This is a genomic window from Kitasatospora sp. NPDC087314, assembly GCF_044744365.1.
In the GTDB taxonomy this organism is placed as follows: Bacteria; Actinomycetota; Actinomycetes; order Streptomycetales; family Streptomycetaceae; genus Kitasatospora.
Window position 1 is genome coordinate 465,535 of the sequence record NZ_JBIUYE010000005.1, and the last position, 15,075, is coordinate 480,609.

The window sequence follows — 15,075 nt, forward strand, 5'->3', positions numbered from 1 at the left end:
CCGGCCCCGCCGGAGGCGGCCTCCGCCATGGGCGCCGCCGACCATCTGATCGGCGAACACACCGACTGCAACGACGGGTTCGTCCTGCCGATCGCACCGCCCGGGTGACCGCGCGCCCGACCCCGATGGAGTAGACGTGTCCACCGCGCAGACCGCCAGCCCCGCCCAGGTGCTCTTCAGCCGGACCGCGGTCGTCGCGTCCTGCCTGGGCTTCGTCCTGATCGGAGCATTACAGGCGCTCTACGGGCCCTCGATCCCCGCCCTCCGAACACGCTTCGGCCTGAGCGAATCCGGTGCCGGGCTCGGCCTGGGCGCGCACTTCGTCGGCGGCGTCAGCGGCGTGCTCATCTTCGACCGGCTCCACGGCCGCGTCGGCAACCGGACCGTGCTCGGCGCCTCCTACGCCCTGATGGCCGTCGGCGGCCTGGGCTTCGCCCTCGCTCCGACCTGGCCGCTCGCCCTGGCCGCGGCGCTGGTCACCGGGCTCGGCTTCGGAGGCATCGACTACGGCCTCAACCAGCTGTTCGCCGTCGGGTTCGGCCCGCGCAGCACGGCCATGCTGAACCTGCTCAACGCGCACTTCGGGGTCGGAGCCATCGCGGGCCCCGCGCTGATCGGCGTGTTCGGCGGCGACCGCCACCCGGCGGTGTTCGCCGCACTCGCCGCGCTGTCCGCCGGGCTCGTCCTCACCGTACGCGGCGTGCGCGACGACCGGCCCGAGCCGGCCGCGCCGCAGGGCGCCGCGCCCGCGACCGGCCGCCGCGCCACCGCCGTCCTCGCCGTCTTCGTCCTCCTCTACGTCCTGCACGTCGGCGTCGAGAGCGCGATCGGCGGCTGGGAGCCCACCCACCTGGAGGCCGTCGGCCACCAGACCGAGATCGCGGTGGCCGCCACCTCCGGCTACTGGCTGATGATGACGGTCGGCCGGTTCCTCGTCTCCCCGCTGGTCTCGCGCTGGTCGGCACCCGCCGTCGTCACCGTCGGCTGCGCGGGCATGACCGCCTGCCTCGCCCTCGCCCTGGTGCCCGCACTCGCCCCCTACGCGTACGCCGGAGCCGGCCTCTTCATCGCGCCGATCTTCCCCACCGGACTGCCCTGGCTCCACCAGGCCGTCCCCCGGGCGAGCAGGGCCGGTGCCTGGGTCATCGCGGCCTCCATGGCCGGCGGCGTCGCCGCCACCCCCGCCCTCGGCACGGCCATCGACCACCTCGGGATCACCGCCGTCCCCGTGCTCCTGACCGCGCTCTCCGCCCTCTGCCTCGCCGCCACCGGCTGGCTCACCCGCGCCACTCGGACCCGGCCCGACGATGCCGTTGCCTGAGGAGGTCAGGCGCTCGCGGTGACGTTGCAGGGGCGCGGTCGTCGGCCCCTCCGCCATTCCCGTGGACGGCTGAACCACGGTGGCGCACTGGTGCCTTGGATCTCCGGTGATCCCCTGCCGTTCGGCCCGTCGCTTTCAGCCGGCTGTCAGGACTTCCACACCGCGCGCCGTAAGCGACTGGACGACTGGGTGGTGGGGGTCGGCGTCGGTGATCAGTCCGCTGACGTCCTCCCAGGGCAGGACGCGGAACCGTGATGCTGTGCCGATCTTCTCGGACGAGGCGAGGATGTAGGTATCCGCGGCCCGGGCGGCCAGGGTGCGCTTCATCGCGGCCTCCTCGGCGTCGCCGGTGGTAAGCCCCGCGTCCGGGTGGACGCCGGTGACGCCCAACAGGCAAAGGTCGGCGGAGACGTTCTGGGAGGCCTCGACCGCGGCCGCGCCGCAGGCAACCGCGGAGTGCTTGAAGATGCGTCCGCCGAGCAGGAAGATCTCGGCCTGCGGGTGCTCCAGCAGCGCGGCCGCGACGGTCGGGCTATGGGTGATCACGGTGCAGTCCAGGTCCGGCGGAAGGGCACGGGCTACCGCGAGGGCGGTGGTGCCGCCGTCCAGGATCAGAGCGCTGCCCGGCCGCACCAGCGCGGCGGCCACCGCGGCGACCTTCTCCTTGCCGTCGGGGGCAACCGTCTTCCGGGAGGCGTAGTCCGCCACGGCCGGGGAGACGGGCAACGCCCCGCCGTAGACACGCTGGCACAGTCCCTCGGCGGCGAGGTCGCGCAGGTCGCGGCGCACGCTGTCCTCGGAGATGCCCAGGTCCGCGGCGACGTCCTTGGCGACGATCCGGCCCTGTCGGACGAGCAGGTCCAACAGGTGAGTACGTCGTTGAGCGGCCAGCATCCACACTCCTTCATGTTTTTGCACGTTTCTGCATGTATCGTAGCGCGCCATGACCGACAAACCGATGCTCATCCTCATCGCCGGGCCCTACCGTTCCGGCACCGACGGCGACCCGCGGGCCATGGCCGCCAACCTCGCCCGCCTCGAAGCGGCAGCGTGGCCGGTCTTCGCCGCCGGCCACGTGCCCGTGATCGGGGAGTGGGTGGCCCTGCCCGTCCTGCGCTCGGCCGGCGCGGGCCCCACGGACCCACTCGCCGACCAGGTGCTCTACCCGACCGCCGAGCGCCTGCTCGCCCACTGCGACGCCGTGCTCCGGCTCCCCGGCGACTCCACCGGAGCCGACCAGGACGTTGCCACGGCCCGCCGTCGCGGCCTGCCCGTCTACCGCGACGTGGCCGAGATCCCGCGCCGCAACCCGCAGGAAGGCAGGGCCTCGTGATGACCCGCCCCGGCATCGACACCCCCGACCACCGCGGCCGCACCGGCCTCGACCGGGATGGTCGCGGCCTGGACCGCAACCCCGACGTCGTGGTCCGCGACGTGGAGCTCACCTCCCGGGGCTGGCACGTCCTGCGTCGTACGACCTTCGACTACCGCCGCCGCGACGGGCGTTGGGAAACCCAGCAGCGTGAGACGTACGACCGCGGCAACGGCGCGGTCGTCCTGCCGTACGACGCCGAGCGCGGCCGTGTGCTGCTCACCCGTCAGTTCCGCTACCCGGCCTACGTCAACGACCACCCGGACGGCATGCTCGTCGAGGCCGCCGCCGGACTGCTCGACGGCGACGACCCGCTCGCCGCCATCCGGCGCGAGGCCGCCGAGGAACTCGGCGTCACGCTCGGCCCGATCGCCCACGTCCTCGACGCCTATATGAGCCCCGGCTCGGTCACCGAGCGTCTGCACTTCTATGCCGCCCCCTACACGCCGGCCGACCGCACCGGAACCGGCGGCGGTCTCGAGGAGGAGGGCGAGGACATCGAAGTACTCGAACTGCCCTTCACGGAGGCTCTCGCCATGGTCCGCGACGGACGCATCGCCGACGGCAAAACGATCCTGCTCCTGCAATGGGCCGCCCTGGACGGCCCCTTCGCCCTCGCCGCCGGCACTGCTGCGCAGCACTCCTGCCCTTGAGCTCCGTCACCCATCGCGAACGCGGACGACGTGCCGGTCTCCGAAGGCGAGCGCCTGCTGTTCGGCGGGGACACGCCCGGGCCAGGTGGGTGCGGATCAGCTCGGGGCTACGTCGTCCGCATCGCGGCCACGATGGTCATCCGCCGTACCCGTCGGGCCGGCAGTACGGCCGCGCCCAGCCCGATCAGCACGGTCAGCGCCAGCACGCCGGCCACCGGGAGGAGCGGCGGCCCGCCCACCGTGCCCGCCGTCGAGGTCACCGACCGCGCCGCGATCCACCCGTACCCGAGCCCGAGCACCGTCCCGACCAGTGCCCCCGCCAGCGAGAGCAGCAGGGCCTCCAGGGTGAGCATCCGTCGCAGTTGCTGCCCGGACAGGCCGATCGCGCGCAACATCCCGATCTCCCGCGCCCGTTCGCTGACCCCGAGCATCAGCGTCGCCGCCACCCCGATCCCCGCGATGGCGACGGAGAAGCTCAGCAGCGCCATCGTGATCAGCATCATCCGGTCGAGCAACGAGCGCAGCGTCTGGGCCTGCACCGTCGTATCGGTGACCTTGACCTGGGAGTAGCCGGCCAGTACCCGGTCCATCAGCTGCCGGGCGGCGAGCCGGTCGGTGCCCTCCGCAGGGCCGACCCACGCCGTGGTGACGGCCGCGTCCGGCGCCAGCCGGTCCAGGGTCGTCGGCGTCACGTACAGCACGGCCCCCGACTGCAGGGCGAACGGAAGCCCACTGCGGCCGTCCTCGAACCGCAACACGCCTGCGGGGCGCCCGGCCACCGTCACCCGGTGCTCGCCCGGATCGCCGCCGAGCCCGTTCAGCGCCGCGTCGTCCGACAGCCCGCGCGCTCGCGCCACGCCTTCGGCGGCGGGGTTGAGCGCTGCGGGATCGGCGGTGACCACGAGCGTGCTCCGGCCGTCGACCTCCACCGTGGCCGAGCGGACGGGCGTGACCCGGAGTCGGCTCTCCCCGCCCAGTGCGCCGAGCGCCCCGACAGGCACCGGTCCCTCCTCGGTGGCCACCGAGAAGACGGCCGGCTGCCGGGCCGAGACCAGCGGCACCAGCGAGTTGCCGGTGATCCCCAACGCGGTGACCGCGCTGACCATCACCGTGACCCCGAGCAGCAGCGCCGCACCGGTCGCGCCGGTCCGCCCGGGATTGAGCCGCAGCTGCTGCGTCGCCAGCCGCCCCGCCGTCCCGCAGAGCCGCCGTGCGGGCACCCCGAGGACGCCGACGATCGGCGGCAGCAGCCGATGGCTCAGGCGCAGCACGCCGAAGAAGCTGGCGATGGCACCGATCGTGGCGGCGAGCAGGGACAACGGCGGCCCGGCCAGGGCCCCGGCGGCCAGCATGGCGCCGCCGAACACCAGCAGCAGCCCGGAGAACACCGCCTTGCCCAGGCGCTTCGGCCGGTCGGCGGCCTGGTGCGCGCCGCCGAGCGCGGCGATCGGCGGCACCGCCGAGGCGGCCTTCGCCGGGCCGCGTACGGCCAGGACGGTGAGCAGGACGCCGAACAGTGCGGCCAGCGCGCAGGTGGCCGGAGCCGGGGTGAGCGAGATGTGCACCGGTCCGAGGTCCGCCAGGCCCGCCAGCGCGGTACCCGCCGCGCACAGCGCGGTACCGAGCAGCACCCCGGCGGCGGAGGCGCCGGTGCCCAGCAGCAGGCCCTGCCGGCGGATCACCCGTCGCACCTGCGCGCGGTCGGCGCCGATGCAGCGCAGCAGGGCGAGCTGGCGGGTGCGCTGGGCGAGGACGACCGAGAAGGTGTTGCTGACGACCATCCGGGCGACGGCGAGCGCGATGAGCACGAAGGACAGCGCGGCGATCAGCACGACCCCGTAGACGGTCCGGCTCTGCCTGGTCGCCTCGGCGACCGAGGCGTCCCTGGTGCGGACCTCAGCCTGCCCGTCGAGCGCCTCGCGCAGGGCCTCGGCGGTCCGGGTGCGGGAGGCGCCGGGGGCGAGCCGGAGGTCGAGCTGGGTGCCGGTGATCCGGGTCGCGTACCGGTCCACCCGGTCGGCCGGGACGCCGATGAGGGGACGGCCGGCGAAGCCGGGCGCGCCCCGGCCGTCCAGGGTGCCGACGAGGACGGCGTCGTCGGTGTTTCCGTCGGCCCGGGCCAGCCGGACGCTGCTGCCGGGGCGGGCGTCGATCCGCCGGGCGGTGTCGGCGTCGAGCAGTACCTCGCCGGGTGCGCCCGGCCACCGGCCGTCCTTCAGCAGCTGCCAGCGCAGGGCGGGGTCGGCGGCGATCGAGCTGACCACGGCGGCGTCGTCGAGCGGGCGCCCGGCCGGGGTGAGGACACCGCCCTGGCCGACCAGCCGCAGCGATGCGGCCGCCACGCCGGGCACCTGGCGTGCGCGGGCGGCGGTGGCGTCGCTGAGGGGCTTCGGCACGGACCGGCCTTCGGCGGCCGGGACCGCCTGGAGATCCCCGGGGCCCACCTCGGCGGCGGCCGTCTGGCTGTAGGAGTCGACCAGGGCACCGCTTCCGCTGACCGACGCGATCAGGAACGCCACGCCGACCGCGACGGCCAGGCCGGTGAGGAGCAGCTGTCGTAGCTGCCCGCGCAGCTCGGCCACGGTGTACCTGTATGTCGTCATCGTTCCTCGCGCTCACGTCTCCTGATCGGATACGCACCGTCAGGACTGGTCGTCAGCCTAGGAGCGGAAGGAGCGATTCCTGTCGGCACGCAGTCGGTTTTCCGGCTCGGCCTGTAGAGGTACGTACCCGATCCGCCCTCCTCCTCCGGACGTATGACGACCCTGATCGAACGAGTCAGCAGGAACGCCGGCCCGTCGATGGTCGGCTCGGCCCCGCGCGGGGTACGGGTGAACCAGCCGCACCCCGAGGTCGCGCTCCAGCGCGGCGATGCGCTGGGAGACGGCCTGTTGGGTGACTGCCGGCTCGGCGGCGGCCTCCTGGAACTGCTCCGCGTCGGCGGCAATTGATAGAGGGGCGGCCCCGTGGGGCCGCCCCTCTACGCGTCAGCTGACCGCCGCACTCACCGCGCACGTGCCGTGGAACGACGGACCACCGTCGTCACGCGGGCGTGCCGGGGTGTATCAGCGGCTCTTGGCCAGCAGCTCGATGATCTCGGCGGACGTGCCGCGCTCCCCGAGCATCGGGAAGATCCGCTCGACGCTGTGGTGGTGCGCCTCCGGACTCATGTCGGCCATCACGTCGGTGGCGAGCGTGACGTGGTAGCCGAGTTCGTGCGCGTTGCGAGCGGTGGACTCCACGCCGATGCTCGTGGCGATGCCGCCGAGCACGACCTGGGTGATGCCGCGGCGGCGCAGCTGCAGATCGAGATCGGTGCCGTAGAACGCGCCCCAGTTGCGCTTCGTGATCACGATGTCGCCAGGGTGGCCGCTGAGCTCCTCGACGATCTCGTCCCACCCGGTCGGCATGGGGCCCGTGTAGGTCGGTGCGTCCTTGCGGCCCGGCGTACCGTCCGCCCGGTCCTCGGACTCGGTGACGCGGACGAGGACGACCGTGGCACCGTGCTCGCGGAACGCCTCCGCGAGTTCGGATGCACGGGTCACGACGTCGGGACCGGTGTGCGGCACACAGGGTGCGCCGACGGTGGCCTTCTGCAGGTCGATGAGTACGAGAGCAGTTCCCGCGTCGAGCTTGGTGACCGGCACGTTGCGCCCTTCCAGTTTTGGTACTCGCGTCATCAGCGCCTCGCCACGCGCCGTGGCTCGAAGAACTCCGTGAACAGCTGAACGGCCGAAGGTGGTGCGGCGACAGGATCCGGAGTCATGAATTCCGATGCGATGCGCGCGTTCATGACGGAGTGGAGACAGGTTCGGAATGTGGCCGACCGGCCCGTGACCGGGCGGTTCGACCGGGTCGCCACCGGATCCGTCGTGCAAGTCCGCACCTGGTGGCGCACGAAACCCTACCGTTTCGCGGTGGCGCACGAAACCCTGGTGTTTCCGGATGAGGGTAAGAAATACGCAAAGGTGCGGTGCGTGCGGGGCGTGGGCGGTTGTCCGGAAATTCAACGATGCTTTCCGGCCATACATCGGGTGGTGACCGGAACGGCGGGTGTCGCGCGGTGTGACCCGCTACCCTGCGCGCGTCCTCCCCGGGTCCTGGGCGGGTCCTTCGGGGCGGGTACGGTGCCGGCTGTCCGGATGCGGTCCGGGCGCGGTCGGACCTCGGCGCGCCCAGGTCGGGGTCCACACGTCGTCGCGGGCGGTCTTCCGGTACCTGGCGTGGAGGTAGTCGAGGAAGTTCGCGAGGACGGGGTGCGGATTGTCCGCCCGCCAGATCACCGAGAGGGGGTAGACGGGAGTCGGGTCGACGATGGGGATCCGGCAGAGGTTGTAGCTTTCCGGCCAGAGGTATCGCGAGCCCTCGCCGACGAAGGTGGCGAGCTGGTTCGAGCGGGCGATCTCGGTGAGGAGCACTTCGACGCCGAAGCTCGGCCCTATCGTGTCGATGGTGAGCCCGAACGCCTTCGCCAGGTCCTCGTAGTAACCCATCGGCTCGGCGTCGGCGATGCCGGGCATCCAGATGAGGTGGTCGGTGAGCTCGGCCAGGGTGACGCTCTCGGCGTTCGCCAACGGGTGCCGGGGGCCGACCAGGAGTTCATGACGGTCGTCGATGACGCGCGATGACCGGAGCCCCTCGGGGACCGCGCCGGCCGAGGCCCGGAGTGACCTGAACGTCGCGTCCAGGGTTCCGGCGCTGATCTCCGTCAGCGCCGACGCGGCGTCGGCGTTGGTCAGGGTGACGACGTCGAGCTGGATGTCGGGGTGCTGTTGGTAGAAGTCGCGAAGGATGTTGGAGGGCGCGATCCTGCGGCCGACGACGTCGATCCGCAGCGGCCTGCGCCCCGGGGTCACGGCCGCCGTGAGGCGCTCGGCCGCCCGGAGAAGTTCGCGTGCGTGGGGTAGCAGTGCCTCTCCGTCGACGGTGAGCCGGACGCCTCTGGCGATCCGGGTGAAGAGCTGTACGCCGAGCTCCCGCTCCAGGCTCGACACGCGTTTTGAGGCCCCTTGCTGGGTGATCCCCAGGTCGTCGGCGGCGGCCTGTAACTGGCCGGTGTCGGCAACGGCGACGAAGGTGCGAACGGCGTTGAGATCCACGGGGTGAACCTATCCCGCCGGGGTGGCCGCGCGGCGCGCCACTCGCCCGGCCGCCTCCGGTCCCGGCGGCGACCGGGCGGTGGTCCGCGCGGCGTGCGGCCGGGCGAAACGGCCCGGTATTCTGCGCGAGCCCGCGGCGGGCGGAGTGGAAACCGTGCCGGGAATGCGTCCGATTCGTGTGGCGCGGAACGTGCGGCGAACGGATTCGGCGCCTGGATATTCCCCGATTTCTGCGATGTGAACAAAGGTCCACTAGTCGCCCGGTGCACTCGACTGTTAAAAATGGTACTTAATTTTCGAGAAAAGCAGTAATCGAAGGGAAGCTGATGACCAAAGTGACGCCTCCGGACGCACCCTTCACTGTCGATGAACAACACATCACCGACTTCCGGGAACACGGATTCACGCGCATCCCGGGCCTGATCCCCGCGGACGAAGTGGCGCGGTGGCGCAAGATCGCGCTGGACACGATCGAGGAGGACGGCCGGCGGGCCGGCATGGGGGGCGGCGGCACCGCGCTCAGGACCACCTCGGACCCCTGGTGGAAGCACGACAGCATGACCGGCCTCGTGCGCCACCCCCGCGTCGCCGCGGCGGCGGAGCAGCTGGCCGGCACCCCGATGCGGGTGTGGAGCGGGCAGGCGTACGCCAAGCACCCGCACGACGAGGTGCCCACCATCTGGCACGAGGACCTCACGCTCACGCCGCTCGACGCCCCGATGAACGTGAACGCCTGGGTCGCCCTGGTCGACGTGCCGGTCGAGCGCGGCTGTCTGATCTTCCTGCCCGACTCGCACAAGCGGCCGGAGCCGCACCGGGCCGAGATGTCGGCGGTGAAGAGCCACGCGACGACCTACATGTTCAACGAGTGGCCGGAACTCGAGTGGTACCCGCGCGTCACGGTGCCGATGCGCGCCGGGGACGTCACCTTCCACCAGAGCACCCTCGGGCACGGGAGCCACGGCAACCACTCCGACGGGGCCCGGCTGGCCTTCATCATCTCCTACACCGGCGCGTCGGCGATCTACCAGCCGCGCCCGGGCCACCAGCGGATGGACGAGGACCTGGTGCCCGGCCAGCAGCTGCCCGACCACCGCTACCCGCGGGTCTCCGACCTGCTGGCGGAGGCGCCGCGGCCATGACGGCGGTGACCGCGCACATCGGCATGTCCCTCGACGGATTCGCCGCGGGGCCCCACCAGAGCCCGCAGCACCCGGTCGGCGTGGGCGGGATGCGCCTGCACCAGTGGCTGCTCGGCACCCGGGCGTGGTACGAGCACCGGGGCCTGGAGGGCGGCGAGGAGTCGGCCGACTCCGAGGTGCTCGCGGAGGCCATGCAAGGCATCGGCGCCTACATCATGGGCCGGCGGATGTTCGGCGGCGGTGAGGGGCCCTGGGACCCTTCCTGGCGGGGCTGGTGGGGTGAGGAGCCGGCGTTCCGCGTGCCGGTGTTCGTGCTCACCCACCACCCGCGGGAACCGTTGGAGATGAAGGGCGGCACCACGTTCACCTTCGTCACCGACGGCATCGAGTCCGCGCTCGAACAGGCACGGGAAGCCGCCGCCGGCCGGGACGTCTCGCTGGCGGGCGGGGCGAGGGTGGTGCAGCAGTACCTCGCCGCCGGTCTGCTGGACGAGCTGACCATCCACCTCCGGCCGATCCTGCTGGGCTCCGGTGAGCGCCTGCTGGAGAACGCCGGGGACCCGGTCCTCGAACCGCGGAAGGTGGTTGCGACCGACCTGGCCACGCACATCACCTACCGGGTCGTCCGCTGACGCCGGTGCCTCAGGAGGCGGACAGCTGCGCCTGAGGCACCGGCTCCGGCTGGAGTTCCGGCGGTGACCCGGCGCGGCCGGGCCGGGGAAGCAACAGCGGCGTGGCCAGGACGACGAGGCCGGCGACGGCGACCGCGACACGCGGGCCCGTGAAGCCGGCCAGCACGCCCCACAGGGCGGTCACGGCCGCGGTGCTGGCCTTGCCCGCGACCGCCCAGGCGGACAGCGTGCGGGCGACGACGCCCGTCGGGATCTGGTTGAGACGATGGGTGGCCAGCACCGGGCTGAATACGGCACAGCAGGTGATCAGTCCGAACTCGACCGCCATGACGAGCAGCAGACCGGGAACGCCGGGGCGGACGAAGACCAACCCGATCAGCCAGCACGTGCGCACCGTGCCAGCCACGAGCATGACGTGGTGCTGTCCGAACCGCGGGACGAGCCGGCGGGCCAGCCGGGAGCCGAGGAGGCCGCCCAGGCACGGTGCCGCGAACGCGAGAGCGTACTGCCACGGCGTGAAACCGAGCTCGCCGAGCATGATGATCGCCATCAGCGGCGAGACCGCCATGACGAGGCCGTTGAACAGCAGCACGTTGAAGAACAGCCGACGTAGCGACGGGTGGGTCAGGATGTAGCGCCAGCCCTCCAGCACGTCGGCTGCGCGCATTCGCCGCCCCGGGGACCGCGCCGGCTGCGGCTCGTCCCGTCCCATGGCCCGGATCCCCGCCGCCGACAGCACAAAGCTGACCGCGTTGGCCAGGACCGTCACGACCGGACCGACCAGACCGATCGCCGCGCCGCCGATCGGCGGTCCGAGCATGGTGGCGGTCCAGGTCGTGGATTCGAATCGACCGTTGGCCACCAGCAGATCGTCGCGGGGTACGAGCGATTTCAGGCACGCGCCGCTCGCCGCCGTGAAGATGATGTCGGCTGCGCCCACCACCATCGACACGACGATCAGGTGGAAGAAGCTGAGTAGCCCGAGCGCGTACGCCGTGGGAACGGTCAGCAGCGTCGCGAACCGGACCAGGTCCATGGCGATCATGACCGGCCGCTTGCGCCGGAACTCCACCCACGGGCCGAGCGGCAACGCGATCACCGCGCCCACCGCCGGCCCCACGGCCGCCAGCGCCGACACCTCGCTCGGCTCGGCGTGGAGCACCTGGATCGCGATGATCGGAAAGGCGTCGAAGGCGAGCCACGTACCGAATGTGCTCACCGCGTACGCCGCCCACAACCACCCGAACTGCCGCCGCAGCGCCTGCCCGCCCCGCATGCCGTACCCGCTCCGCTCCATCGGACGATCCCGATCCTGACCAGGGAGGATCAAAGCCGACGTCCGGTGGAGCGGTCAAACAACCGGACCCCGGCGAGCCACAACAGTTGGTTGTGACTCGTCGGGGTCCGGTCCGGTCAGAGTGCGCCCAGCCACGCGTCCACGGTTCGGGCGGTGCTCTCCGCGTGCTCCGAGACGATCGTGAAGTGATCGCCGCGGATCTCCAGATCCGTGTCGCAGTGGGCCCACTCCGGACCCCAGTCACAGTCCGGCAGCGGCTTCCCGTCGGCGTCGGGCAACGCGTCGGCGGCCCGCAGGAAGAGCGTCGGCACACCGGAACGTTGTGGCTCCCAGGTGCCGAACACCGAGAAGTAGCCACCCATGGCGGTGAGTGACACGTGGTCGGTTGACACCAATTCGCTGCGCCGGGCGAACAGCCCGTGGGTGAAGGCCTGGTTGAGCCTGGGGTTCATCTCCCGGGGCAGGTAGGTGTCCAACAGCACGACCCCGCTCGGCGGCGCATCCGTCTCCGCCAGGCGCCGGGCCACCTCGTGCGCGATCCAGCCGCCCGACGAGTAGCCCAGCAGGGCGTACGGCGCCCCGGCGGCCTGCGCGAGCACCGCCTGCGCCTGCACATCGACGAGGGCGGCCACATCCGCCGGAAGCTGCTCGCCGGCCACGAATCCGGGCTCCGGCAGGACCACGGTGCTGCGACTGTCGCGCAGGGCGGCGGCGAACCGCGCGTACTGGTGCGCTCCCGACATCGCCACCACGGCGGGAAAACAGAGCAGCATCGGCTCGGCCGACCCACGGGACAGCGGTACCGGGTGGGGGCGCCGGCCGAGTTCCTCCGGCGTCCGGAATGCGGGCCGGAAACGCGCCGCCAAGCTCACCAGTTCGATGCCCTCGTCGATCCTTCCCTGTTCACACGCCTCGGTGAACAATGCGCCGAGAGTGTCCTGCGAATCGGTGGTTTCCGGCACTGTCGAACCGAATTCGGCAGACAGGAACCGCACGAGGTCGGGAGCGGTCGGGTGGTCGAAGACCAGGCTGGCCGGCAGCCGCAATCCGGTCGCCTGTTCCAGCCGGTTCCGCAGATCCACGGCGGTCAGCGAGTCGAATCCGAGTTCGGAGAAAGCGAGTTCGCCGTCGAGCGCGTCCACCGAGGAGTAGCCGAGCACCGTGGCCACCTCCCGGCGGACCAGGTCCAGGAGCTGACGGTCGCGCTCGTCCGCGGACAGCTGCCCGAACCGGGGCGACGCGCCCTGTTCGGCGCGGGGCTTGTCCTTCGCGGGCGGGCGGACCAGTCCGTGCCAGATCGGCGGCACCTGGTGCCGCTTCGCTGCGGCGCTCAGCGCGGCGAGGTCCGGGTGCACCGGCACCAGCAGCGGCTCGGGCCTGGTCAAGGCGACATCGAACAGCGCAAGCGCCTCCTCGGGGCTCAGCGGCACCACCCCGGCGCGTTCGAGCCGCCGCCGGCCCGCGGACATGCCGATCTCGGTGGTCCAGGGGCCCCATGCCAGGGAGAGCGCGGGAAGCCCACGGGCGGTCCGGTGTGCGGCGAGCGCGTCCAGAGCGCTGTTCGCCGCGGCATAGGCCGCCTGCCCCGCCGAGCCGAGGATCCCCGCGATCGACGAGAAGAGCACGAGGAGCGTCGTGTCCCCGGTGAGCTCGTGCAGGTTCCACGCACCGTCGAGCTTCGGGCGCAGGACGCGGGAGAGCTGCTCGTCGGTCAACGACTCGACGACACCGTCGTCGAGCACGCCGGCAGCGTGCACGACGGCGCGCACCGACCGGGACGACAGCAGCGCGGCGACCTGGTCCCGCTCGGCGACGTCACAGGCGGCCACCTCCACGGTGGCTCCCGCGCTCTCCAGCTCGGCGCGGAGCTCGGCCATCTCGCCGCTGCGGTTCACGAGCAGCAGGTCTCGAACCCCGTGGCGGTCGACGAGGTGGTGGGCGACCAGCCGACCGAGGGCTCCGGAGGCCCCGGTGACCAGGACCGTGCCGGCCGACAGGTCCACCGTGGCCGGGTCGGACGCGGAGAGCGCGGCGAACCGGGGCACCTTCGCGACACCGTCGCGAAGGGTGACGTGCGGCTCCCCGGAGGCCAGCGCAGCCGCGAGCACCCGGCGTTCGAGGCGGTCCGTACCGGAGCCGATGTCGACCACGGCGAGTCGGCCCGGGTGCTCGGACTGGGCGGCTCGGACGAGGCCGGCGAGCGCGGCGGCGACGGGATCCGTCGTGGCGTCCCGGGTGACCAGCACGAGACGAATCCCGGCGAAACGCTGGTCGATGAGCCAGGTTCGCAGGAACGCGAGGAGCTGGGAGGTCAGTCGAGCGGTGGCCGTCGGCACGTCGGTGCCCTCCGGTGCCGTCGGTGCGATGAACACCGCATCGGGAGTCGCGCCGGAGGCAGTCGCAGCGGCGGTGAGACCGGCGAGGTCGGTGTGTCCCTCGATCCGACCGCCGACGCCCTGCAGCAGCGACGCCAGCCCGAGTCCGTCCTCCCCGAGCATGACCCACCACGACGGCTGGGCATCGGGCGAGGGGGGAAGGTCCTGCCACCGCACGTCGAGCAGCGACCGTGGAACAGCCGTCGACCCGGGGTCCGCCGGCATGCCGCGGAGGGTGAGGGCTTCCACACCGCCGATGTCGCGTCCGCTGCCATCGGACAACTGCAGTGTGACCGTGTCCGGGCCAGGGGCCGTCAGCCGTACCCGTAGGGTCGTCGCGCCAGGGGTGCCCACCCGCACGCCCCGCCAGGAGAACGGCAGCCCCGGACCGTTTTCGGTCGCGTCCACGAGACCGCCGAATCCGATGGCATGCAGGGCGGCGTCCAGCAGCGCAGGGTGCAGCACGTACCCGGTCACGTCGGTCCCCTCGGGAAGAGCTGTCTCGGCGAACAACTCGCCGGGCCGTGACCAGACATGACGGAGAATCTGGAAAACGGGGCCGTAGTCCAGCCCGTGGGCCGCCAGCGTGGGATAGACCGACGCGAGGTCGAGCGGCTGAGCGTCCGGCGGGGGCCACGCACCGGGACCCTCGGGCACGGGCGGAGCATCCGCAGCGGTGAGGACGGCACTGGCGTGCCGGGTCCACCCACCGTCGGGATCAGACCCGCGACCGTGCACTCGAACCGTCCGACGGCCCGCCGCGTCAGGCGGTGTGACGGTCATCCGGAGGTCGACCGGGGCGTCCTGCGGAATCACCAGTGGCGCTTCCAGCGTCAGATCGTCCAGCTGGGACAGCCCGCACGCTGCACCCGCGTGCAGGAGCAGATCGACGTACGCGGTACCCGGCAACAGCATCCGGCCTCCGACGACGTGATCGGCCAGCCACGGATGCGTATCGGCACCGATGCGACCGAAGAACGTCAGCCCGCCCGACTCCGGATCGGCGATCACCGACGTCACCAGAGCGTGCCCACTGCTGTCGACTCCTGCGGTGCCGAGCGCGGCCGACCTGGTGCCACGGTGGTCGAGCCAGTAGCGGGTGTGTTGGAAGGGGTAGGTGGGGAGGGGGGTGTGTCGTGCGCCGGTGTTGGTGAAGTAGGCGTGCCAGTTGACGGGGGTGCCGT

12 protein-coding genes and 1 pseudogene are annotated in these 15,075 nt (G+C 72.1%); 6 read left to right on the forward strand and 7 right to left on the reverse strand.

Annotated elements, in window-relative coordinates; translation table 11 throughout:
- The first annotated feature begins 27 nt into the window (after positions 1-27).
- Both ACIO5E_RS13970 and ACIO5E_RS13975 read left to right on the forward strand, forming a co-directional pair.
- Positions 28-108, forward strand: a complete 81-nt coding sequence (locus tag ACIO5E_RS13970) for a galactokinase family protein (RefSeq protein WP_400667089.1) — start codon at positions 28-30, stop codon at positions 106-108.
- Between the two features lie 28 nt (positions 109-136).
- A complete protein-coding gene (locus tag ACIO5E_RS13975) occupies positions 137-1,321 on the forward strand; it encodes an MFS transporter (protein WP_400667037.1) in 1,185 nt (394 codons plus the stop codon).
- Between the two features lie 135 nt (positions 1,322-1,456).
- On the opposite strand, the gene ACIO5E_RS13980 is transcribed toward ACIO5E_RS13975, so the two are convergent.
- Positions 1,457-2,215, reverse strand: a complete 759-nt coding sequence (locus ACIO5E_RS13980; protein WP_400667039.1) for a DeoR/GlpR family DNA-binding transcription regulator — start codon at positions 2,213-2,215, stop codon at positions 1,457-1,459.
- A 49-nt stretch (positions 2,216-2,264) separates the two neighbouring features.
- Here ACIO5E_RS13980 and ACIO5E_RS13985 point away from each other — a divergent pair, with 49 nt between their 5' ends.
- Positions 2,265-2,654 carry a DUF4406 domain-containing protein gene (locus ACIO5E_RS13985; RefSeq protein ID WP_400667041.1) on the forward strand — a complete coding sequence of 130 codons (390 nt, stop codon included), beginning with the start codon at positions 2,265-2,267 and terminating at the stop codon, positions 2,652-2,654.
- Positions 2,651-3,346: an NUDIX domain-containing protein gene (locus tag ACIO5E_RS13990; RefSeq protein ID WP_400667043.1), complete on the forward strand. Its 696-nt coding sequence runs from the start codon at positions 2,651-2,653 to the stop codon at positions 3,344-3,346. The genes ACIO5E_RS13985 and ACIO5E_RS13990 overlap by 4 nt, the downstream gene beginning before the upstream one ends.
- 107 nt (positions 3,347-3,453) lie before the next feature.
- On the opposite strand, the gene ACIO5E_RS13995 is transcribed toward ACIO5E_RS13990, so the two are convergent.
- From ACIO5E_RS13995 to ACIO5E_RS14010, 4 genes and pseudogenes are all read right to left on the reverse strand, one after another.
- Positions 3,454-5,949, reverse strand: a complete 2,496-nt coding sequence (locus ACIO5E_RS13995; RefSeq protein WP_400667045.1) for an ABC transporter permease — start codon at positions 5,947-5,949, stop codon at positions 3,454-3,456.
- Between the two features lie 179 nt (positions 5,950-6,128).
- Positions 6,129-6,294, reverse strand: a pseudogene (locus ACIO5E_RS14000) (LysR family transcriptional regulator); the annotation flags it as partial.
- 117 nt (positions 6,295-6,411) lie between these two features.
- Positions 6,412-6,993: a hydrolase gene (locus ACIO5E_RS14005; protein ID WP_400667091.1), complete on the reverse strand. Its 582-nt coding sequence runs from the start codon at positions 6,991-6,993 to the stop codon at positions 6,412-6,414.
- Between the two features lie 426 nt (positions 6,994-7,419).
- Positions 7,420-8,445: a LysR family transcriptional regulator gene (locus tag ACIO5E_RS14010; protein ID WP_400667046.1), complete on the reverse strand. Its 1,026-nt coding sequence runs from the start codon at positions 8,443-8,445 to the stop codon at positions 7,420-7,422.
- Positions 8,446-8,771: 326 nt separating this feature from the next.
- Between ACIO5E_RS14010 and ACIO5E_RS14015 the strand changes: the two genes are divergently transcribed.
- Together ACIO5E_RS14015 and ACIO5E_RS14020 are read left to right on the forward strand one after the other, a co-directional pair.
- Positions 8,772-9,587 carry a phytanoyl-CoA dioxygenase family protein gene (locus tag ACIO5E_RS14015; RefSeq protein ID WP_400667048.1) on the forward strand — a complete coding sequence of 272 codons (816 nt, stop codon included), beginning with the start codon at positions 8,772-8,774 and terminating at the stop codon, positions 9,585-9,587.
- Complete coding sequence (locus tag ACIO5E_RS14020) at positions 9,584-10,219, forward strand: dihydrofolate reductase family protein (protein WP_400667051.1); 636 nt, start codon at positions 9,584-9,586, stop codon at positions 10,217-10,219. The genes ACIO5E_RS14015 and ACIO5E_RS14020 overlap by 4 nt, the downstream gene beginning before the upstream one ends.
- Before the next feature lie 10 nt (positions 10,220-10,229).
- On the opposite strand, the gene ACIO5E_RS14025 is transcribed toward ACIO5E_RS14020, so the two are convergent.
- Complete coding sequence (locus tag ACIO5E_RS14025; protein ID WP_400667093.1) at positions 10,230-11,495, reverse strand: MFS transporter; 1,266 nt, start codon at positions 11,493-11,495, stop codon at positions 10,230-10,232.
- 137 nt (positions 11,496-11,632) lie between these two features.
- Positions 11,633-15,075, reverse strand: a 3,443-nt coding sequence (locus ACIO5E_RS14030; protein ID WP_400667053.1) for a type I polyketide synthase, incomplete at its 5' end; no start/stop codon positions are given.

Coding starts and splice junctions, on each gene's coding strand:
- ACIO5E_RS13980 (WP_400667039.1), bottom strand. CDS start 2,215: ATGCTGGCCGCTCAACGACGTACTCACCTGTTGGACCTGCTCGTCCGA.
- ACIO5E_RS13985 (WP_400667041.1), top strand. CDS start 2,265: ATGACCGACAAACCGATGCTCATCCTCATCGCCGGGCCCTACCGTTCC.
- ACIO5E_RS13995 (WP_400667045.1), bottom strand. CDS start 5,949: ATGACGACATACAGGTACACCGTGGCCGAGCTGCGCGGGCAGCTACGA.
- ACIO5E_RS14015 (WP_400667048.1), top strand. CDS start 8,772: ATGACCAAAGTGACGCCTCCGGACGCACCCTTCACTGTCGATGAACAA.
- ACIO5E_RS14020 (WP_400667051.1), top strand. CDS start 9,584: ATGACGGCGGTGACCGCGCACATCGGCATGTCCCTCGACGGATTCGCC.
- ACIO5E_RS13970 (WP_400667089.1), top strand. CDS start 28: ATGGGCGCCGCCGACCATCTGATCGGCGAACACACCGACTGCAACGAC.
- ACIO5E_RS14025 (WP_400667093.1), bottom strand. CDS start 11,495: ATGCGGGGCGGGCAGGCGCTGCGGCGGCAGTTCGGGTGGTTGTGGGCG.